Below are 20,510 nucleotides of genomic sequence, written 5' to 3'. Positions count from 1 at the left end.
TTTATTTTCCTACACCACTAATATTTTTGAGATTTTTTTGTACGTATTGTTGAACTAAGGGGGTCATTTGAATTACCATCATCTCCATAAATTCTCGATTTGTTGTTGTCCAATGTCGAGGACGCTCAAACATACAGGGTTGCAAAATTCCCCACAGCTTTCCTTCTGCACAAAGATGAGCATGAATTAAAGCTCGATGTCCAAATTCACGGGCTTCAAACTCACGGTTGACCACCTTGGGGGAAGCAGTTTCTACATCTTCTACGTATACCGTAGCTTGACAATTCAAAGCTGCGGCAAACAAAGGATCTTGAGCTTCTAATTCTGTCTCCACTTTCCATTGGTTACTGCTAACATCAGTAATTTGAGGATTACGACAATTACAAAAAGCTGGTCGACCTAGACGGGTTTGAGGGTCACGAACATAAAGAAAACAGCGATCGACCTCTAAAGTATTGGCGATCGCTTTAACTAACTCGGCTAAAATATTTTCTGGATCTGCTGGAGTAGACAATTTTTTCCCTGACAATTGGTAGTTTATTTAATAACTAACAGCCACAAACCCAGCGATCGCGCTAGCAACTAAAGAGGTGAAAGAAGCACCAAATAACCACCAGGCTGCATCGGTAACAGCTTTTCTGGTATCTTTGGCTTGTCTTTTCGCTTCTGCTTTAATAGCGTTCAGGCGTTTTTGGGTTTCTTGCTGGATACGTTCGGCTTGATGCAGTACATTATCCCGTGCTTCTTCAATGCGATTAACAATCTGATTGGCTTGCTCTTCGGAAATGTCTTCGCGGGAGCTTAAAACGGCAACTAGAGTATCACGATCAAATTCACCTAAGCGATCGCGCAGGGCTTCAAATCCTACTTTAGGATCGTCAAATACTTGGGCAAAATCTTGCTTAATCCCTTCATAGTTAAGTTCGGGACGTTCGAGGGAATTGAGATAGTCTCGAACTTTACCGAAAATACTGTCAAGTACAGACTGCATCTTCTGTTGAATCTGCTGAAATTGCTCTTGGATTGAGTCACGCACGGATACAATGCGATCGACAATTTGATTGGCTTCTTCTTCGGATATGTCTTCTCGTTGAGAGAGTACCGCAACCAAAGTTTCGCGATCAAACTGAGAAACTCGTTCTAGCAAAGTACCCATTCCTGCACGGGGATCTTGTAGTAAGATTTGCAGATCGCGCTTGATTCCTTCAGGATTAAGTTCTTCTTTATCAGTATTGCGCAGATAGTTTTCCAGATTAGCTTCAAAGTCCAAGACCTTTTTGGTGGCTCGTTTTGCCAAACGTTGTGGCGCACGAACAATATTTTGAATTGCCTCTTCTACTTGGTCGATAGTTTGATTAACTTGTTCTTCGCTCAAGTCTTCCCGCTGAGACAGCAATTTCACCAAAGTTTCCCGATCTACTTGAGACAAGCGATCGCGCAAGGCTAAAGCTCCTTCCTTGGGATTATCCAGCAATTTAGTTAAATCTTGCTGAATTCCTTCAGGATTAAGCTCTTCTAGATTAGTGTTACGCAGATATTCGCTAATCGAGTCGATGGTTGCTTGGGAACGTTGTTTAGCTTGCTCAGCTACCTGCTGTGGTGCTTGCAAAATACGATCTCGTACAGATTCAGCGCGATCGATAATTTGATTGATTTGTTCTTCGCTCAAATCTTCTCGTTGTGATAATAGCTGTACTAGAGTATCGCGATCAAACTGTGATACTCGCGTCTGTAAAGCTTTAAATCCTGCTTGTGGATCTTCTAGCAGCGTCTGTAATTCCCGTTCAATCGCATCGGGATTTAGTTCTTCTTTTTGCGTATTACGCAGATAGTCTTCTACTCTTTGTCTTACTTCTTGAGCCTTTGCCTGAGCTTGTTCTTGCAATTCTCTGGCTCGATTTAAAACGCGATCGCGGGTATGCTCAAGTTGACCGACGATATTATTAGCTTCTTCCTCATTAATGTCGTCTCTTTGGTTGAGTAGTTGCACCAGAGTATCGCGATCAAATTGAGAGAAGCGTTTTTGTAGCTCTTCCAATCCTGCGTTGGGATCTTCGAGTAGAGTAGAGAAATCCTGTCCAATCGCGTCAGGATTAAGTTCTTCTTTCCCAGTCGAACGGAGGTAATTTTCAATTCTGCCACGCAGATCTTGAGATGTTTCTTCGCTGTCGGCATTTTGCACAGTTTCTAAGACTTCTGTGCGTATCTGTTCCATCTCTTTAGCAATCTGGCCAATTCTCTGGGGACTAAGATCACCACGTCGTTTCAGTAAATAAACAAAGTACTCTTTATTGAGTTCTGACAATTGTTGGCTAACGCTGCCAGCATTGGCATTAGGATCGTAGATAACTTCTTTGAATTCATCGATCAGATTGCGACGGCTAAATTGCCAAGGCATGGAATTGAGGATGTAATCTTCGATGTCAGCTTGAATCGTCTGAGAAGATGAGACAGGAGCTATTTCTGTGACTTTTTCGGTGGCTTTATCTCTCAACTCTTTTAGCTTATGAGTGATCTGCTCGACATCTACTTGTTGAGCTTTACCTTTAAGCTGTTGTAATTGGCTAGTGATTTTGTCGATATCCACATCAGAAAGGTTAACTCTCTCCATGACGGCTGGTATAGCCCTGCCAACGCCTGTTTGAACAGCTTGTCTGACTATGCCATTACTTTTGCCGTTGCCTGAAGTTCCTACTGCAACTAATTCTTGGATTTGTTCGTTGAGTTTTTCTGTGTTTAGCTCTTCTGGGTTGGTTTCCTTGATTAAAGTGATAATTTTTTCAGTGGGATTTTGGCGATTAAGAACTTGTTGCCAAACACCTTCTAGTTGCTCACCAACGCGGTTGAGATCTGTTTTAGATAAGTTGGTACGACTGCCTAGAAAATCTATCAAAGTCTCACGGTTGATATTGTTGAGCAAATCGCGTTGCGAAGCTATGCCATCAGGCATATCGCCGAGAGATTCTAAATCTACATCACCTAGTAACTGTTCAAATTGAGAGCGAATTTCGGGAAGATTTAATGAAGGTAACTGTAGAGAACTTAAAGAAGTCGCTAAAGTCTGATTGAGTTTTTCAGGAGTTAAACCAGAAGTTAATTCTTCACGCACGGCAGCAGTAATATCTTCGGCTGTGGCGATCGCACTTTTTCTGGCAATATTAGCCCCAATCGCACCAGTTGCTGTCCCCATCAGCCCTTGTAAGCCAGAGGTTGCAGTACTAACTAAAGAACCAATTAAAGAACCTACTGCCGATGAACCTATCCACATAATCACCGAAAAATAGGCAGCCCAGATCACTATTCCAATAATTACGCCTAGTAGGGGACTTTCAATCAAACTCAATTTGACTGCTAAATAGGAAGCAGCGAACAAGGCAATACTGCCAGTAATTAATGCCCAAAGCCCAATTTTTGCTTCAGTTTTACGAACTTTTCCGCCTAAAGTATCTGGTTGGTCATCATCATCATCATCGTCGTCATCGCCACTAGCTAGAATTGGAATTCCGACAGCAACTGTGAAATTTGTCAATAACAATTGAAAGGCAAATGCCATTAATATCCCAGCCAGTAATGCTACCAGGAATTTGGGACCAGAAAAAAGAACGGAAGATTCTTCTGGCATTAAATCTCTTTCAATTATTGAATACTGCGCTAGTTGGTATAAGTTCAGAGCAAGTTCGTTAGCAAACATAATTATTTATTTCCTCGCCTAGTTTAATAATTAACTCGTATCGTTGTTTAGAGGAATGTGTTAATTACTAGGCTAGACTTTCCCTTAACTTTGCCAGCACCCCCTAAAGTAATAAGTTTTGCTCCACCTACAGATGGATTGTCGATCTTATTATTTATTAGAGATGCTTTCGGCAAGAAAGCCTCTCTCGTCATCAATCGGTCGTAGTTATTAGCTTATAGCTTTTTTCTGGTTTCGAAGAGATTGTTTGCACTATTTTGCTACTCAAAACACTTTCATTATTCGCTGGTTACAGATTCTCTTAAACGACGAATGCGATCGCTATAGCTGCGCATTATTTCTAAAGCAAACATGGGAGTTTGTTGTACGGCAAAGAGAAAGTTTTTACGTTCCATAATGGCTAACTTACAGTCAGTTTTGGCGATCGCTGTTGAAGCGCATTTGCTATCGGCATGAACTAAAAATAGACAACGAAGCAACCTAACAGCAATATTCAATGATTATTGGGTAAATCTCTTTCTGTTTTTAACCATCTGCTTTGAGGTTTGACTAAAAAATTGAGATAGATAGGAATTTTGCCCAAAATATAAAAAGGAATAGCAATTAAATTTTTAAAAGGCAGATCAGTACGTCCAAACTTGACCCAGGCTAACAATACACCCGTGAGCAAGAAGCCTCCAGCAATTGTCACAATAACAGCGGGAACAACAGAAACATCCGTAAAGATGATCACCAACCAAACAACTATCATACTTGCTATCCAAGTCATGACTAGCAAGGATAAAGGAGGAATCAAAATATCTAAAGCTAATCCTAAAGCAGCCCAATTCTTGGTTGTGAGAAATGCCTTCAGTAGCCGAGGTACTTCTTGCCCAATCATTTCTAAATGCCCGTGTTCCCAGCGCGATCGCTGACTTTGAGCGTCTCGATCTTTCATCAAACGACCCATAACTCGAGCATTTTCACAAAAAACAGGGGTAGAGCCAGCTAAAACCAGGTCAACCGTGAGCTGCATATCGTCGGTAGTTTTGCTACCAGCTAAAGAAACCTGATTAATTAGTGACCAAGGAAACGCCATCCCCGAACCTGTTAGAAGGCTATGCCAGCCCAGACGATTTAAACCCAACAGACGTACTTGATTTTTAACTTTGATCGAAAACATGGAAATATTATCTTTCAGGCTAGGATGATCGGGCTGCTCCATTAAATAGGTCGCCTGTACTGGTCTGCCTGTAGCGATCGCGCTACTTGTAATATTTTTAATCGTATCGGGTTCGACAATACAGTCGCCATCAAGAATAACTAGAACTTCTGGTGGATCAGTTTGAATCTGCTGCATAGCATAATCTAAAGCATATCCTTTGCCCCGATCTGTTTTATGCTCTCGTTCTAAAACTTCTACTCCAGTCGATCTAGCCAGTTCAGCGGTAAGATCGTGACAGTTATCAGCAATGACAATTACTCGATCTTGTTCGGTTATCTGAGTTTGTAAAACTTCAATAACATTAATAATTTGCTCGGCTTCGTTGTGAGCAGGAATCAAAATTGTAGTTATAGGTCGTGACGTGCCAGCTATATCCTTGAAGGATTCTTGAGGATTAATATTTTCTAGATTCAGACGAGGAGAAGATAAAATAAATGCCCCCAGACATTCTAAAAAAAACACTAAACAGGGAATGAAGATAATAATTCCTGCTGCTAGAAAAATAAAGTCAACTATAAAACTAAATTTCATCTGAATAATTATTTAGACTATGGCTACTAAGTAATACCATATTAGCTTTTGATGATATCTATGTTTTTCTATTCTTGTCGATTTCGATGAAGCTTTTACTTTCCTGAGTTTATTAAAAAATCATGCTAAATTTGACTAGACGGATTTAGCTTAATGCAAGTTCTTAATTACCCCCAAAAGTCAACCAAACTATTTATTAAAACATTTAATTAACCTGACGCGAAGTAAAACTGTAGTTAAAATTGCTACAATTAAAATCTAAAAATTTTAAATCAATATGCTTGTTTCTATCTGTATTATCACTTTTAAGCGACCCGAAGGCTTGAAAAGATTACTTAAGGCAATTAATAATTTGACTTTTGCTAGGCTAGATCGTCCTGAGATAGAAGTAATAGTTGTTGACAATGACACGGAAAATGTAGCTCAACAAGTTTGCCAGTCTATAGAAGCAGATTTTAATTGGTCTTTAAAATTTACAACCCAGCCACAAAGAGGTATTACTTATGCCCGCAATAAATCTATTAGTTTAGCGAGTAGATCGGCAGATTTTGTCGCAATTATTGATGATGATGAAACTCCTGAACCATGCTGGCTTGAAGAATTATTGCTAGCCCAACAAAAATATGCAGCCGATGTTGTGACAGGGCCAATCATTCCTCGCTTTTTAGAAGACGATGTTTCGAACTGGATCAAACAAGGACGTTTTTTTGAGACTCCTCGTTACCAAACTGGAGCAATACGCCATGTTGCATTTACTAATAACGTCATGGTCAAAGGGGAAATTATTCGTCAGTACGAACCTGTATTTGACAACCGTTTTGCCATGACTGGTGGGGAAGATTCGCATTTCTTTTTAAGTTTAGATGAAGCTGGGTATAAAATTGTGTGGGCAGATGAAGCGATCGTTTATGAATGGATTCCTGCTTCGCGCACTAATTTAAAATGGATTCTTAATCGCGGTTTTCGCACTTGGGGGACTCACAGCTTAGTCGAAAAAGAGCTTTATCCTACTTTTCAGATTAGGTTGGCGAGGATGATTAAAGGGCTGGGTTTGATTTTACTTGGTATTATCTATTTTATTCCCGCTTCCGTTATGGGTAAAACAGAGGTTGCCAAAGCTTTGCTATTTATCTATCGGGGTGCGGGAACTTTTGCTGGTTTGCTGGGGGTAAATTATGAGGAATATAAGACAGTTCATACCGATTTAGGCGTTAAGCAGTAGTGGCAACGTATTATCTTGCCAGTTTAAAAGTTAATAATTGAAACATATGAATATACTAAAATTACACATTTCTGATTAAGTTAGAGGATTTGCGGTAAATTTATTGATGTCCATCTGCTTCTAATTATGACAATATCTTGAATAACTCTTGTTTTGAACAGTTTGCCCCGATAGCTGCGATCGCAACTAATCAACAAACAGCACAAGCAATTGCCTCTTTGACCCAAGACCCAAATATTACTCTGTGGTTGCCTAGTTCAATTGAATTTTCCACAGATGCTCAACATTATGATAATTCTCTGAGGGAGCATCTGGCTACAATCTGGGAACAACACCAGGCCTTTGTTTTCTGTCTAGCTGCTGGGGCAGTGGTGCGGTTGATTGCGCCCCTTTTGCAACACAAGGCTCAAGATCCTGCGGTAGTGGTAATAGATGCCAGAGGAAATTATGTGATTAGTCTTTGCAGTGGACATCAAGGTAGAGCAGATATTTTGACTCAGGCGATCGCCACGAGCATTGGCGCAACTCCAATCATTACGGGAGCAGCTCATAATCTATCTTTACCAGCAATTGATACTTTTGGGTATATCTATGGCTGGCGTAAGGGAGAAGGTGATTGGACGGGTGTAATGGCAGCAATTGCCAAACAAGAAAGAATCGAGGTAATTCAAGAAGCTGGTTGCATGTTGTGGCGAGAACATCTACCAACACAACATTCTTTTGATTTTGGTTTTACCGACTCTCAAATACAGGCTCAACCTCAAGCACGAATTTGGATCAGCCCGACTAAAAGAAAAATTGTCCCCCAAAATAACTTGCCAGTAGTACACTGGCATCCCAAAGTATTGTGGATTGGGCTTGGTTGTGAGCGAAATACTTCGAGAAAGTTAATTGAGCAAGCAATTGATGAAACCTGTCAGACTTATCACTTGGCGACGGAAGCGATCGCGGGAATTGCCAGTATTGATTTAAAAGCCGACGAGACGGGAATTGTGGAAATATGTCAAAGACGCAATTTAATTTTTAAAACTTTCACAGCGGAACAATTAAATCAAGTAGATGTGCCTACTCCTTCGGCGGTAGTAAAACAAGAAGTAGGAACTTTCAGTGTGGCAGAAGCTGCCGCTATTTTAGCAGGCAAAAATTTGCTGGTATCCAAACAAATTTTCAAATCGGATGATCGCTCGGGAGCCGTTACCGTAGCGATCGCTCAAACCGATCAAGAATATATTGGTAGAACTGGAAAGCTATACCTGGTTGGGATTGGCCCTGGTAACCTAAATCAAATTACTCCTGCTGCTAAGACTGCCATTACAGAAGCAGATGTTGTCATTGGCTATCGTCTCTATATCGACCTCATTGCCTCTCTCAAACGTCCAGAACAGATAGTCGAATCTTCCCCCATTACCCAAGAACAACAGCGAGCAAAACGAGCAATTGAACTAGCTCAGTGGGGTTTAACCGTCGCCGTGGTTTCTTCTGGAGACTGTGGCATTTATGGGATGGCAGGTTTGGTTTTAGAAGAATTACAGGCTACAGGTTGGAATGGAAAATCTCCTCAGGTACAAGTCTTTCCTGGCATTTCTGCCTTGCAATCGGCAGCTTCTAGGGTGGGCGCACCTCTCATGCACGACTTTTGTGCCATTAGCCTCAGCGATTTGTTAACTCCCTGGGAGATGATTCAAAAACGACTCACCGCAGCAGCTAGTGGTGATTTTATTACAGTTTTATATAATCCGCGATCGCAAACTCGTACTCAACAAATTGTTACTGCCCAAGAAATTTTTGCCCAATATCGTCAAGCAGATACTCCCGTGGCGATCGTTCATGGGGCATATCGGGATGATGAACAGGTAATATTAACTACAATCGAGAAAATGCTGGAGCAACCAATAGATATGCTCACTACTGTGATTATCGGCAATACTACTACTCGTAATCATGCTGGCTGGATGATTACCCCCAGAGGATATTTGGGTTTTGCTACAGAAAATTAATTACTAATAATAACTAAGCTATTTAACCCTTTTTCTTAAGCCACATTAAAATTATGGTTTTCTACAACGTAGTTTGCCCGCAAGATTACTAATGGGCAGATCTTTAACTACTCTTTAAAATTGGAAAGACTAAGAAGTTAAAATGTTAAAGTTTATTAATAACTGATTATGAATAGTAGATTTTCCAATAGAAATTTAAAGCAAGGTTTAGGATTTTTCACCGCAGCGATCGATTCCACCCTAGTTTATAAGTATAGTCAAGATTTATCAGACATTAAGCTGTTTATTCTCAAACTGTTGTTAACTATTTTTGTCTCGGCAGGTATCTGGCTAATAATTTGTTATGTAATTGATCGAGTTGATGCTGGTTAGGCGTAGCTATTAATATCTTCTTGAATCCACTCTTCAACTGGTTTGCCGTCTTTACGACGTAATTTGATTTCACGCATAATAATCAATCCCGATCCTGGTGGTGCTGGTTTTTCCACAAAAGAAATTTCATAATCATCGGGATTTTGATTTCGTTCTCTCAACCAATCCTGCACTTTAATCTCACAAAAGAAAGACTGTCCTTGCTCAAACATACGACTGATTTGCATTGACAGACTATGAATGTTTAAACGAGCCATATTTTTTATTGTTTATTGTTTAGTATTTAGTATCTAATTCTCGGATCGATATAGGCATTAATAATATCGATCGCAATACTAGCTAATACCACAATGATACCGAAAAATACCATCACTCCCTGTACAGTAGGATAATCGCGCAAAGAGATTGCTTCATATAGTCTATTGCCTAACCCTGGCCAAGAGAAAGTTACTTCCGTTAGCACTGCACCGCCAAGTAGAGCAGCAAATGTCAAACCTAATACCGTAATCAGAGGAATTAGGGCATTTTTTAGAGCATGATTGAGCAAAATATGTTTTTCGGCAATGCCTCTAGCTCTTGCTGCTTCTACATAGTCTGCCTGGAGAGTTTGTTTGAGGTTTACCCGCACGATCCGCTCAAAAATCCCGCTCAGGAGCAAGCCTAAAGTTAAACTGGGCAAAGCTAAATAATGTATCGTGTTAAGCAGCATTCCCAGATCTCCCGCCAGTAAACTATCAATCAGATATAGCCCTGTAATATTTGGCGGAGTTGTCGCGCTGACGGGAAAGCGTGTACCCAAAGGAAACCAATTGAGATTAACGGCAAAAATTAATTGTAAGACCATGCCAACCCAGAATAAAGGTAGGGAATAGGTGATAATCCCAAATAGTCTACCGCCGACATCTAAAAACTTATTCGAGGAGGAAGCGGAAACTATTCCTGTAAAAACTCCCACAACGATCGCCACTACCATACTGCAAAAAGAAAGTTCAACGGTAGCAGGAAAATATTCTTGGATTACTGACCAAACTGATAAGCCACGACTGGAAAGAGAGCTACCTAAATTGAAGCTCAGTAAATCTTTGAGATAGTCTAGATATTGTTGCCAAAGAGGATTAGTTAAACCTAACTGCGATCGCAATGCTGCTTTAGCTGCTTCAGGCGCACGAGTGCCTAGAATCGCGTCGGCTGGATCTCCTGGAGTTGCCCTGAGCAGTAAAAATACAATCGTGGCGATCGTCAATAACATTAAGGGGGCAAGCAACAGACGAACCAAAATATAAGATTGTAGAGCTTTGGAGCGAGACATAGTCAGCCATAATAAATAATCTTATTAGTTATAGCAGTCACTATTGCGGTTTGAACAATCTAAAATTTAACGCAGTTGTTGGCTCATCATTGACTATCTCGCCCAATACCCAACTCCTTCTTACTTTTTTTCAGCTCTTTCCACAAGGATTTAATCCGCTTATAAGCTTCGTCGGGAGGCAGTTTACCCGCAGTTTCTAAGTTGCAAATATAGCTGATTTTTTGGGCAAACTCCTGCAAGTTGGAATTGAATACCAAGTTTTCTGGCTTGACTCTACCGTGGTACGAATGTCGCGGATGAATAAAATCGTTTTTACTTTGATTAATTGTCATAGTTCGAGGGTGTACTTTGAAACCAATTAATAATCACTTTATTTATCTTTATTTATGTTATGTCCAATTTTAGCTTAACAATTTTTGACAATTGCTGATCTTAGCTGCTCTTAATCAGAAGGTTTTTTAAATGCTACTAGCAAACGCTACGATAGACAGGGTTTTATTTTTTCTATCTTAACAAGGTTTTTAGATTTTATTAACCTATTCTTAACTTAATCATTACGGTTAACCGATCATCAAAGTCATTACTACCACTGAAGTATGTCACAAGCAGCAAAACTATATGAAGGCAAGGCAAAAATTCTTTATGCCACCGCAGATCCAGAAATATTGCTTACTGTCTATAAAGATGATGCAACAGCTTTTAATGCCCAGAAGCGGGGGCAAATTAAAGGAAAAGGAGAGATCAATTGCCAAATCACGGCAGCATTATTTGCTTGGTTAGGGTCAAAAGATATTCCTACCCACTACCTTGATTGTCCTGAGCCGAATCAAATGCGAGTTAAAGCAGTAGAAATTATACCTATAGAAGTAGTAATAAGAAACATTGCAGCAGGAAGCTTATGCCGTCAAACAGGATTACCAGAGGGAAAAATATTAGCCACGCCTTTGGTGGAATATTACTACAAAAGTGATGAATTAGGCGATCCTTTATTGACTCGCGATCGCATATTTTTATTAGATTTAGTTACACCAGAAAGATTAGCGGAAATCGAAAAAATGGCGCGAGAAATAAACAAAAATCTCCAAAGTTTTTTTGATAAATGTAAGATTACCTTGGTGGATTTTAAACTTGAATTTGGCATTGATCGCCAACAAAATTTGCTGTTAGCAGATGAAATCAGCCCTGATACTTGCCGTCTTTGGGATCAAAAGCAAAATGATCCTCAGTCTAGGGTCATGGATAAAGATCGTTTCCGCAAGGATTTGGGTCAAGTAGAAAATGCCTATCAAGAAGTTCAACAGCGCGTTTTAACTCAGTTAAAGTTATAAACTTTCCCAATCATTAACTTCAATCTATACTTTATCAACTATTTGACTTTAATAGTTCAATCTAGGTAAGTCCTAATTAATTTACACAATAGGGAACTTAGATTGCAGGAGATAGTCATGCTTTTTTGGTAGTTGACCAAGAGCTTTGAGAATAAAAGATCTTAGCTAGCGATCGCTTAAAATGCTTTCGAAGTCAACAGCCTCAGATGAGAACCTAACTATCGCTTATTAATTACTAAGCAAGTATAGTGTTACTCCAGTCATCATCTTCTCAACTCAGAGCTGAAAAGCGAAACTTAACTTATTCAGTGGTAGTTCTACCACTTTGGTTAACAATAATTTTGCTAAGTTAGCTCAAATTAGCTGATCGTGAGTTAAATTGGTCGACCGAAAGCAAGATAATTACCAAAATTGTCTCAAAATTGTCTATTGTCTACTCGCATAGTTCTCTATCTGGTGTGTGGAAGTGTTTATCGAAGTGAAAAAATTGCGTCTATCTCCTACCTTACTTACAATCTTGGCTACAACTCTCACTTGTGGTTTTACTCCACCTAGTAGAGCCGAAAGCCCTGTCTATCATCAGTCAAGTAAAATTGACAACAAAGTTGTGGTTCACAACGGAGCTTTTCTTTTGCGCAACATCGAGCCAGTCAAGCTCGCCCAAAATCCCCAGCCAAAATTGCCGTCTGCTAATGATGCTCAAACCGCTCCTGATATCAAGCTGCCAGAATTTAACCCCAACGGAAATACCCAAGTTCAGCCTCCAGCAGGAGAAAGCAACACAGATCAGCCTCAATCTCCAAACGAACCTCGTGTTTTAGTAGCAGAAGTAGTAGTAGATGGCGCGAATGAAGAATTAAAAGATATTGTTTATGCCACTATTGCCACAGAACCAGGCAGAACAACTACTAGAACTCAACTACAAGAAGATGTTAACGCTGTTTACGCGACTGGGTTTTTTCAAAATGTAGAAGTAACTCCAGGAGATACTCCTCTGGGGGTCAGAATTACTTTCAATGTAGAACCAAACCCTATTTTAAAAGATGTCAATATTCAGACAGTTGCTCAAAAAGAAGGCAGCGGAGTTTTACCTGCTCAGAAAGTCGACCAGTTTTTCGGCGCTAATTATGGTCGGATTCTCAATCTTCGAGATCTTCAACAGGGCATTATCAAAGTCAATGAATGGTATAGCCAGAATGGTTATCAACTAGCTCAAGTTGTCGGTGCGCCCCAGGTTAGTCCAGAAGGAAACGTTACCCTAGTGGTTGCGGAAGGCGTCATTGAAGATATTAAGGTTAGATACTTTGATGAAAATGATGAGCCGATTAAGGGTAAAACTCGTGAGTTTATTGTCACTAGGGAAGTAGAACTAGAGCCAGGAGATGTCTTTAATCGTGAGACGGCAGGAAAAGACTTACAGAGAATTTATGGTTTAGGGATTTTTGAGGATGCTCGTTTTTCTTTTAGTCCAGGAAAAGATCCTAGTAAGGTGGTAGTCAATATTGATGTGGTTGAAGGCAGTAACGGCTCAGTTGCTGCGGGGGCAGGTTTTAGTTCTGATAGTGGGCTGTTTGGTACAGCTAGTTATCAGCAAAAAAACTTTGGTGGCAATAATCAGACTTTAGGCACAGAAGTGCAGGTGGGGGATGATAGTTTGCTATTTGATGTCAACTTTACCGATCCTTGGATTGCAGGCAGCGAAAGCCGTACCTCCTATACTGTAAATGCTTTCCGTCGTCGGTCAATCTCGTTGGTTTTTAACGGAGATGAGGATATTAATACCGATAATGGCGGTGATTCTCCACGGGTGGTACGTACAGGAGGGGGCATTAACTTTTCTCGTCCTATACCCTCAGATCCCTTTAAGCGGAGAGATTGGACATTATCCACAGGGGTTAGATATCAAAGGGTCGAAGTCAAGAATAGTGATGGAGATCTAGCTCCATTGTCGGAAGAGGGTTTCAATCTAGCTGCGGGAGATGATGGAACAGACGATCTGTTGTCTCTCAGTTTTAACGCTACGCGCGATCGCCGTAATAATCCTTTACAACCAACTAAAGGTTCTGTTTTAAGATTAGGTACAGAGCAAACCATCCCTGTTGACGGAATTCTCTTTAATCGTGTTCGGGCTAACTACAGCCGATACTTTCCGATCAATATTGTTCCCTTTGGTGGTGACACCGAGGCGCTGGCTTTTAACTTCCAAGCAGGTACAATTGTTGGTGATTTACCCCCCTACGAAGCTTTTATTTTGGGTGGTAGTAATTCGATTAGGGGTTACGGTGATGGAGAAGTTGGCAGTGGTAAAAGTTTTTTCCAGGCCACAGCCGAATATCGTTTCCCTATCTTTAAAATTGTTGGTGGCGCACTCTTTTTTGACTATGGTACAACTATTGGTTCTGACGATAGCGTGCCAGGAAGTCCTTCTGTTGAGAGAGATTTGCCAGGTAGCGGTTTTGGCTATGGTTTGGGTGTTCGGATACAGTCTCCTTTGGGGCCAATCCGAGTGGATTATGCAATTAATGATGAAGGGGGTAATCAAATTCAATTTGGGATTGGGGAGAAATTTTAAGTTGTATATATAAGTTAAAACTATCTTTTTGATAAAACAGCATATAAAATAAGTATGGATTGAGACATTATATTTATTCTCGATAATCTTAAAATTTCCAATATCCAATCCTACCTATTTTCTCAGCAAGCTTGTGCCAATTACTTTCTTCAATAACAGATGACAAGTATAGTTAGACCATTTGAGTTGTCGGGGGTGGGGCTGCATTTTGGGATATATACCACCGTAAAAGTATTACCCGCTAAGCCTGGAGACGGTCGTTATTTTGTACGAGTGGATTTGTCAGAAAACCCGATAATTCCTGCTCAAGTTCAGGCGGTGGGGCAAACTACTTTATCTACGGAATTGGTAGTGAAAAATGTCAAGGTAAGAACGGTAGAACATCTTTTGGCTTCTCTAGTGGCATCTGGTATCGATGATGCGCGCATCGAAATTGATGCAGAAGAATTACCCTTACTAGATGGTTCAGCACAAAACTGGTGTGAGGCGATCGCCCAAGCAGGAATACAAGCGCACCAAAATAAGTTTGTTCAAGCGCCGATAACGCCCCAAGAGCCAATTTGGATTCGTGATGGTGACTGCTTTGTGGTAGCTTTGCCAGCAACTCAAACACGCTTTACCTACGGCATTGATTTCCCCTATCAGGCGATCGGCAATCAGTGGCACAGTTGGAGTCCTGCTGAACAGGAATTTGCTACAGAAATTGCCCCAGCACGTACTTTTGGTTTTGCAGAACAGATAGAACAGTTACAGCAAGCAGGATTAATTAAAGGCGGAAACCTGGAAAATGCTCTAGTTTGTAGCCATCACGGCTGGCTCAATCCTCCCCTCAGATTTACTAATGAACCAGCCCGTCATAAACTATTAGATTTAGTAGGAGATCTTAGTCTGTTGGGTCAATTACCAACCGCTCATATCTTGGCCTACAAAGCCAGTCACAAGCTGCATACTCAATTAGCCAAAAAGCTGGCTCAAATCAGTGAGCAATGAACAATGAGCAATGAACAATCAGTAATTAGTCCTAAAGGATAAGCTTCTTGCTCAATAAGCTCAAGCGGGGTTCTCCCGCCAACGCTTTTTCGCGCTTCGCAAATAATCAGTAATCAGTAATTAAAATAATGGATTCTGCCATCGAAACTCCCGACACCAAGCTTAAAACCACTTTTAACATTCAAGAAATCCATCAGCTATTACCTCACCGCCATCCTTTTGCCCTATCAGTGAGCAATGAACAATGAGCAATGAACAATCAGTAATTAGTCCTAAAGGATAAGCTTCTTGCTCAATAAGCTCAAGCGGGGTTCTCCCGCCAACGCTTTTTCGCGCTTCGCAAATAATCAGTAATCAGTAATTAAAATAATGGATTCTGCCATCGAAACTCCCGACACCAAGCTTAAAACCACTTTTAACATTCAAGAAATCCATCAGCTATTACCTCACCGCCATCCTTTTGCCCTATCAGTGAGCAATGAACAATGAGCAATGAACAATCAGTAATTAGTCCTAAAGGATAAGCTTCTTGCTCAATAAGCTCAAGCGGGGTTCTCCCGCCAACGCTTTTTCGCGCTTCGCAAATAATCAGTAATCAGTAATTAAAATAATGGATTCTGCCATCGAAACTCCCGACACCCAGCTTAAAACCACTTTTAATATTCAAGAAATTCATCAGCTATTACCTCACCGCTATCCTTTTGCCCTAGTCGATCGCATTATTGATTATGTACCTGGAGAGAAGGCAGTCGGCATCAAAAATGTCACTTTTAATGAACCCTTTTTTCCTGGTCATATTCCCGATTTTCCGTTGATGCCTGGAGTCTTGATGGTAGAAGCAATGGCACAAGTAGGAGGGATTATTTTAGTTCAGCTGCCTGGCATGAGCGGCAAGTTTTTTGCTTTTGCTGGAATTGACAAGGTACGTTTTCGTCGTCCTGTAACTCCTGGCGATCGCTTGATTATGACCGTAGAACTGTTATCGCTCAAGCAAAACCGCATTGCCAAGATGCAGGGAATCGGCGAAGTTGATGGAGAATTGGCAGTCAAAGGTGAAATGTTATTTTCTTTAATTGAGCAGCAAACTTAATCTTCATGGAAGTGCAAAAAAAATAATTATTATTAATAATAACCAACTTGAATATTGCAATTTTATCTGTTCATTTTGAATAGATAAGTTATCATCGTGCGTAACTTTAAATTAGCCAGTAGGAAATGTGACTTACAGCAGTTTTCAATTGATATAGACTACGTTGTTGCATAACTAGTTCTTGAAGCAGTCCTAAAGGGATATATCCGAAGGTTTCCCTCAAGGGATACACTTCGATATATACTTTAGCGCGATGTAACTGGTGTGTTCTACTTAACTAAAAAGCTCAGTAGATTATCCGTTTTAGAGTCTTTAAGCAATTGAGGCTTACTGTCTTGCCACCACTGATAATTATGCCCACAGAGAAAATTACCATAGCCTTTAGGAGAATTGATTTTGACAGCCTTAATTCATCCAACCGCTGTTATCAATAAAAACGCTCAAATACACCCCACGGCGCAAATCAAACCTTATGCGGTCATCGGCAGTCAGGTTAAGATTGGCGCTAATACAGTAGTTGGTAGTCATGCCATCATTGATGGATTGACCACAATTGGTCGAGATAACCAAATTTTTCCTGGTGCAGCCATTGGTTTAGAACCCCAAGATCTCAAATATAAAGGGGCAAATAGTGAGGTTATTATTGGCGATCGCAACCGTATTCGTGAATATGTGACGATCAATCGCGCCACTGAGGAAGGGGAAGCGACGGTGATTGGTAACGACAACCTCTTGATGGCATATAGTCATGTTGGTCATAACTGCACGCTTGGGAATGAGATTGTAATTGCTAATAGTGTGGCGATCGCGGGTCATGTTCAAATTGAGTCAATGGCGATTATTAGCGGTGTTTTGGGTATTCATCAATTTGTCCATATCGGCAGTATGTCCATGGTTGGAGGAATGAGTCGCATTAGTCGAGATGTCCCACCCTATATGATGGTGGAGGGCAACCCAGCTAAAGTGCGATCCCTTAACCTAGTTGGTTTAAAACGGCGAGGGTTTAGTCAGCAAGAGATACGCCAGTTGAAACAAGCTTTTCGCTTACTCTACTTACAAAATTTACCTATTCAAGAAGCGATCGCTCAACTCGCTCAGTTAACTGATAACCGACATGTTCAGCATCTACAGAAGTTTATCGAATTTTCTCTGGCAGATAATCGTCGAGGATTGATTGGAGGTAAGTAAATTAGCAAGAATCCAGCCTTGCTAGTTTTTCATATTGGCTTGATTGAGCATGAGTGCGATCGCCATCTCAACTGATTAGCAGAAAAAGTAGTTTGTGACTTACGACGAGCAAGACAAAGCAACAGCGAAAAATTGTTTTACTCGAAATGCAGACTAGTCCAATTGATGACATACCCTAACTTCGTAGCTCAAATGGCTATAATTTTGGCAGCATAGCTTGTTGATAATCAAATCTGTTAAATTATAGTAAAACCTAATTTTTTTAGTTAGGCTGGAGTTATGCTCAAATTATCAAAAAATCTTCAAATTTTGTCTTTTGTATTGCGCTCATTGGTAAGTATATAACAATAAAATAATTCATAATTATGGAAAATTGTCAAATTCAGCAGCAAACGAAGCAAGACAGAACTTCTGTCCGTCGACTCAATCGACAACCAAAAAAAACTAAAGCTGTGATTGGTCGGCTAGCTGCGGGATGGATGATTTTACAGACCTGTTTTTTGGCAACTCCAGTCTTGGCTCAACAGCGTTCTAAAAATGACCTCAGCTACAGTGAGTTTTTAGAAAAACTAGAATCAAATCAGATAACAAAGGTAGAAATTGATGAAACTACTAATAAAGCTAGCGTAGTTTTAAAAGGTCAGTCTCAAGACGACGCTCCCAAAGAAGTACTCTTATTTGAGCAAGACCAAAATTTAATTCCCAAAATTAGAGCCAAAAACATTGATTTTAGTACTAAAACTTCCCTCGATCACTCGACCACTGTGGGGATCTTACTTAATTTGCTGATCATCATGGTTTTATTGTCTGGACTAATTATGATTTTGCGTCGCTCGGCCAATGCATCAGGTCAGGCGCTAAACTTTGGTCGCTCTAAAGCCAAGTTTCAAATGGAGGCTAAGACAGGCATCCAATTTGATGATGTGGCAGGAATCGAAGAAGCTAAAGAAGAATTACAGGAAGTTGTCACTTTTCTTAAAGAGCCTGAAAGATTTACGGCAGTGGGAGCAAAGATTCCTCGCGGGGTATTGTTGGTTGGTCCTCCAGGAACGGGTAAAACATTACTAGCCAAGGCAATTTCAGGAGAAGCTGGCGTACCTTTTTTCAGTATTTCAGGCTCAGAATTTGTCGAAATGTTTGTGGGGGTAGGAGCATCCCGCGTCCGCGATTTGTTTAAGAAAGCTAAAGAAAATGCTCCTTGTTTGGTATTTATCGATGAGATTGATGCGGTTGGTCGCCAGAGAGGTACAGGTATTGGTGGCGGCAACGATGAGCGGGAGCAAACCCTAAACCAGCTACTAACGGAAATGGATGGCTTTGAAGGCAACAGTGGCATTATCGTTATTGCAGCAACTAACCGTCCAGACGTTCTGGACAAGGCGTTATTGCGTCCTGGTCGTTTCGATCGCCAAGTGATTGTTGACTATCCTGATTTGCAGGGTAGATTGGGTATTCTTGAAGTTCATGCTCGTGGTAAAAAGATTGCTCCTGAAGTATCCCTCGAAGCGATCGCTCGACGTACCCCTGGGTTTAGCGGTGCCGATCTAGCTAATCTTCTGAATGAAGCAGCTATTTTAACCGCCAGGAGACATAAACAAGCAGTAACGATGCTAGAGGTAAATGATGCCGTAGACCGCATTGTAGCTGGAATGGAGGGAGTTCCCTTAGTAGATAGTAAATCTAAAAGACTAATTGCCTATCATGAAGTGGGTCATGCAATTGTCGCCACAATGGTTCCTGGTCACGATCCTGTCGAGAAAGTTACCCTCATTCCTCGTGGTGGTGCAGGGGGGCTAACTTGGTTTACTCCTGACGAAGAAATGGGATTGGAAAGCAAAAGCAAAATTTTAGCTAAAATTACCGCCACTTTGGGCGGTAGAGCAGCAGAAGAAGAGGTGTTTGGCGTTGATGAGGTTACCCAAGGAGCTAGCCAAGACATTCAGATGGTGACTTCTTTTGCGCGTCAAATGGTGACCAAGTTTGGTATGTCTGATTTAGGAGCGTTGGCACTGGAAGGTCAAGATCAGCCTGTCTTCTTAGGAGGTGATTACAGCTCTAGAAACGAGTATTCTGAAGAAGTTGCCGCTCAAATAGACATTCGCATTAGAAACATCGCTTTTGATTGTCTCAACAAAGCCAAAAATATTATTAGTGAAAATCGATTAGCTATAGATCGCATCGTAGATTTACTTATAGAAAGAGAAACTATTGACGGCACTGAATTTCGAGAGTTGCTAGCTAAGTTCTCTCCCGTATATGGCTCTAGTCAGAAAGAAGATAAGGAAAATAAGATGCGTAGTCTTCTGAGTAAGAGTTAAACAAGATAGGGGCAAGGCAATACAATGCCCGTACGAAAGTCAAAAAAAAGCCCTAAAGGGGCAGCAATCGCTGCTCCTTTAGGGCTTAATAATTACTTACTTACCATGTTGTCGATTAAGTAAACACGGTAAGTTAAAAACTAAAAACCAGTACCGTTAGCATCAACCCCAATCAACTGATCCAGTTGAGACTCAGAAAGTGGATCACCACCAAGGTTCTCATACTGTTGAATCGCTGCACTAGCAAAAGGAGCATTATAACCAGTACCTACTTCATTAGTGACCCAATCATTACGACGGTCATTGTGAGAGAAATCATCCACCTTACCAGGACCACCAACCACAGCACCATAGAGCAGATGATCGTTGGGGCGATCGCTATCATCCATAGGCGCAGTATCCGCAGAACCCCGATGGTGAGTTCTTTGAGCATAATTATCGCCAAATCCTACCACGTAGCTAAAATTAGCAGGATTATCTCCTAAAACATAATCTACTTGCTTATGGGCAAAATCACTGTATTTAGAATTCTCTTCTACATTATCGTTGTACCATTCCGCAGCAAAAGCAGTAGACATATTCAATGGTACGGAAGCCCATTGAGCGCGGTGAGCAAAACCACCACTAGTATACTTAACGCTACCTCGCCCTTCAACCCAAGTATCGAGCCAATTTTTGGTTTGTTCCTTAAAGAAAGG

General features: G+C 40.8%; 16 protein-coding genes and 1 pseudogene. 9 read left to right on the top strand and 8 right to left on the bottom strand.

Features of this window, described 5'->3' with window-relative positions:
- Window position 1: 1 nt before the first annotated feature.
- The 4 genes and pseudogenes from C7B62_RS12185 to C7B62_RS12170 form a co-directional block, all read right to left on the bottom strand.
- The gene (locus C7B62_RS12185) at window positions 2-514 is read right to left on the bottom strand and encodes a GAF domain-containing protein (protein ID WP_233219934.1); all 513 of its coding nucleotides are present in this window, start codon (window positions 512-514) and stop codon (window positions 2-4) included.
- Window positions 515-541: 27 nt separating this feature from the next.
- Window positions 542-3,691, bottom strand: a complete 3,150-nt coding sequence (locus C7B62_RS12180; RefSeq protein WP_106236369.1) for a hypothetical protein — start codon at window positions 3,689-3,691, stop codon at window positions 542-544.
- Window positions 3,692-3,969: 278 nt separating this feature from the next.
- Window positions 3,970-4,152 (bottom strand): annotated as a pseudogene (locus tag C7B62_RS12175) (cyclic nucleotide-binding protein); the annotation flags it as partial.
- Window positions 4,153-4,184: 32 nt separating this feature from the next.
- On the bottom strand, window positions 4,185-5,426 hold the full coding sequence (locus tag C7B62_RS12170) for a glycosyltransferase family 2 protein (protein WP_106236367.1): 1,242 nt from the start codon (window positions 5,424-5,426) through the stop codon (window positions 4,185-4,187).
- Between the two features lie 277 nt (window positions 5,427-5,703).
- Between C7B62_RS12170 and C7B62_RS12165 the strand changes: the two genes are divergently transcribed.
- From C7B62_RS12165 to C7B62_RS12155, 3 genes are all read left to right on the top strand, one after another.
- Window positions 5,704-6,648, top strand: a complete 945-nt coding sequence (locus tag C7B62_RS12165; RefSeq protein ID WP_106236365.1) for a glycosyltransferase family 2 protein — start codon at window positions 5,704-5,706, stop codon at window positions 6,646-6,648.
- 137 nt (window positions 6,649-6,785) lie between these two features.
- Window positions 6,786-8,645 (top strand): precorrin-3B C(17)-methyltransferase, encoded by a 1,860-nt coding sequence (gene cobJ / locus C7B62_RS12160; protein WP_106236363.1) that lies wholly within the window; start codon window positions 6,786-6,788, stop codon window positions 8,643-8,645.
- A gap of 168 nt (window positions 8,646-8,813) precedes the next feature.
- Complete coding sequence (locus C7B62_RS12155) at window positions 8,814-9,017, top strand: hypothetical protein (protein ID WP_106236361.1); 204 nt, start codon at window positions 8,814-8,816, stop codon at window positions 9,015-9,017.
- On the opposite strand, the gene C7B62_RS12150 is transcribed toward C7B62_RS12155, so the two are convergent.
- The 3 genes from C7B62_RS12150 to C7B62_RS12140 all read right to left on the bottom strand — a co-directional run bounded on the left by C7B62_RS12150 (window position 9,014) and on the right by C7B62_RS12140 (window position 10,658).
- Window positions 9,014-9,274 carry a hypothetical protein gene (locus C7B62_RS12150; protein ID WP_106236359.1) on the bottom strand — a complete coding sequence of 87 codons (261 nt, stop codon included), beginning with the start codon at window positions 9,272-9,274 and terminating at the stop codon, window positions 9,014-9,016. The two genes, C7B62_RS12155 and C7B62_RS12150, sit on opposite strands and share 4 nt — an antisense overlap.
- Window positions 9,275-9,300: 26 nt before the next feature.
- Window positions 9,301-10,326 carry an ABC transporter permease gene (locus C7B62_RS12145; protein WP_106236357.1) on the bottom strand — a complete coding sequence of 342 codons (1,026 nt, stop codon included), beginning with the start codon at window positions 10,324-10,326 and terminating at the stop codon, window positions 9,301-9,303.
- 86 nt (window positions 10,327-10,412) lie between these two features.
- Window positions 10,413-10,658, bottom strand: coding sequence for a hypothetical protein (locus C7B62_RS12140; RefSeq protein WP_106236355.1), 246 nt, complete (start codon window positions 10,656-10,658; stop codon window positions 10,413-10,415).
- 264 nt (window positions 10,659-10,922) lie between these two features.
- Between C7B62_RS12140 and purC the strand changes: the two genes are divergently transcribed.
- The 6 genes from purC to ftsH all read left to right on the top strand — a co-directional run bounded on the left by purC (window position 10,923) and on the right by ftsH (window position 19,812).
- Window positions 10,923-11,654, top strand: a complete 732-nt coding sequence (gene purC, locus C7B62_RS12135) for a phosphoribosylaminoimidazolesuccinocarboxamide synthase (protein WP_106236352.1) — start codon at window positions 10,923-10,925, stop codon at window positions 11,652-11,654.
- 517 nt (window positions 11,655-12,171) lie between these two features.
- The gene (locus C7B62_RS12130) at window positions 12,172-14,226 is read left to right on the top strand and encodes a BamA/TamA family outer membrane protein (protein ID WP_233219933.1); all 2,055 of its coding nucleotides are present in this window, start codon (window positions 12,172-12,174) and stop codon (window positions 14,224-14,226) included.
- A 159-nt stretch (window positions 14,227-14,385) separates the two neighbouring features.
- Window positions 14,386-15,216, top strand: coding sequence for a UDP-3-O-acyl-N-acetylglucosamine deacetylase (lpxC, locus tag C7B62_RS12125; protein ID WP_106236350.1), 831 nt, complete (start codon window positions 14,386-14,388; stop codon window positions 15,214-15,216).
- A gap of 610 nt (window positions 15,217-15,826) precedes the next feature.
- Window positions 15,827-16,306 (top strand): 3-hydroxyacyl-ACP dehydratase FabZ, encoded by a 480-nt coding sequence (fabZ, locus tag C7B62_RS12120; protein WP_106236348.1) that lies wholly within the window; start codon window positions 15,827-15,829, stop codon window positions 16,304-16,306.
- Window positions 16,307-16,702: 396 nt separating this feature from the next.
- A complete protein-coding gene (gene lpxA / locus C7B62_RS12115; protein ID WP_106236411.1) occupies window positions 16,703-17,494 on the top strand; it encodes an acyl-ACP--UDP-N-acetylglucosamine O-acyltransferase in 792 nt (263 codons plus the stop codon).
- A 365-nt stretch (window positions 17,495-17,859) separates the two neighbouring features.
- On the top strand, window positions 17,860-19,812 hold the full coding sequence (gene ftsH, locus C7B62_RS12110) for an ATP-dependent zinc metalloprotease FtsH (RefSeq protein ID WP_106236346.1): 1,953 nt from the start codon (window positions 17,860-17,862) through the stop codon (window positions 19,810-19,812).
- A 140-nt stretch (window positions 19,813-19,952) separates the two neighbouring features.
- Here ftsH and C7B62_RS12105 read toward each other — a convergent pair.
- On the bottom strand, window positions 19,953-20,510 hold a 558-nt coding region (locus C7B62_RS12105; RefSeq protein WP_199194166.1), incomplete at its 5' end, for a glycoside hydrolase family 9 protein.

The organism is Pleurocapsa sp. CCALA 161, from assembly GCF_003003995.1.
In the GTDB taxonomy this organism is placed as follows: Bacteria; Cyanobacteriota; Cyanobacteriia; order Cyanobacteriales; family Xenococcaceae; genus Waterburya.
This window is presented reverse-complemented; position numbering and strand designations above follow the sequence as displayed.

Coding starts and splice junctions, on each gene's coding strand:
- purC (WP_106236352.1), top strand. CDS start 10,923: ATGTCACAAGCAGCAAAACTATATGAAGGCAAGGCAAAAATTCTTTAT.
- C7B62_RS12165 (WP_106236365.1), top strand. CDS start 5,704: ATGCTTGTTTCTATCTGTATTATCACTTTTAAGCGACCCGAAGGCTTG.
- C7B62_RS12150 (WP_106236359.1), bottom strand. CDS start 9,274: ATGGCTCGTTTAAACATTCATAGTCTGTCAATGCAAATCAGTCGTATG.
- C7B62_RS12170 (WP_106236367.1), bottom strand. CDS start 5,426: ATGAAATTTAGTTTTATAGTTGACTTTATTTTTCTAGCAGCAGGAATT.
- C7B62_RS12145 (WP_106236357.1), bottom strand. CDS start 10,326: ATGTCTCGCTCCAAAGCTCTACAATCTTATATTTTGGTTCGTCTGTTG.
- C7B62_RS12140 (WP_106236355.1), bottom strand. CDS start 10,658: ATGACAATTAATCAAAGTAAAAACGATTTTATTCATCCGCGACATTCG.
- C7B62_RS12155 (WP_106236361.1), top strand. CDS start 8,814: ATGAATAGTAGATTTTCCAATAGAAATTTAAAGCAAGGTTTAGGATTT.
- fabZ (WP_106236348.1), top strand. CDS start 15,827: ATGGATTCTGCCATCGAAACTCCCGACACCCAGCTTAAAACCACTTTT.
- lpxC (WP_106236350.1), top strand. CDS start 14,386: ATGACAAGTATAGTTAGACCATTTGAGTTGTCGGGGGTGGGGCTGCAT.
- ftsH (WP_106236346.1), top strand. CDS start 17,860: ATGGAAAATTGTCAAATTCAGCAGCAAACGAAGCAAGACAGAACTTCT.
- C7B62_RS12180 (WP_106236369.1), bottom strand. CDS start 3,691: ATGTTTGCTAACGAACTTGCTCTGAACTTATACCAACTAGCGCAGTAT.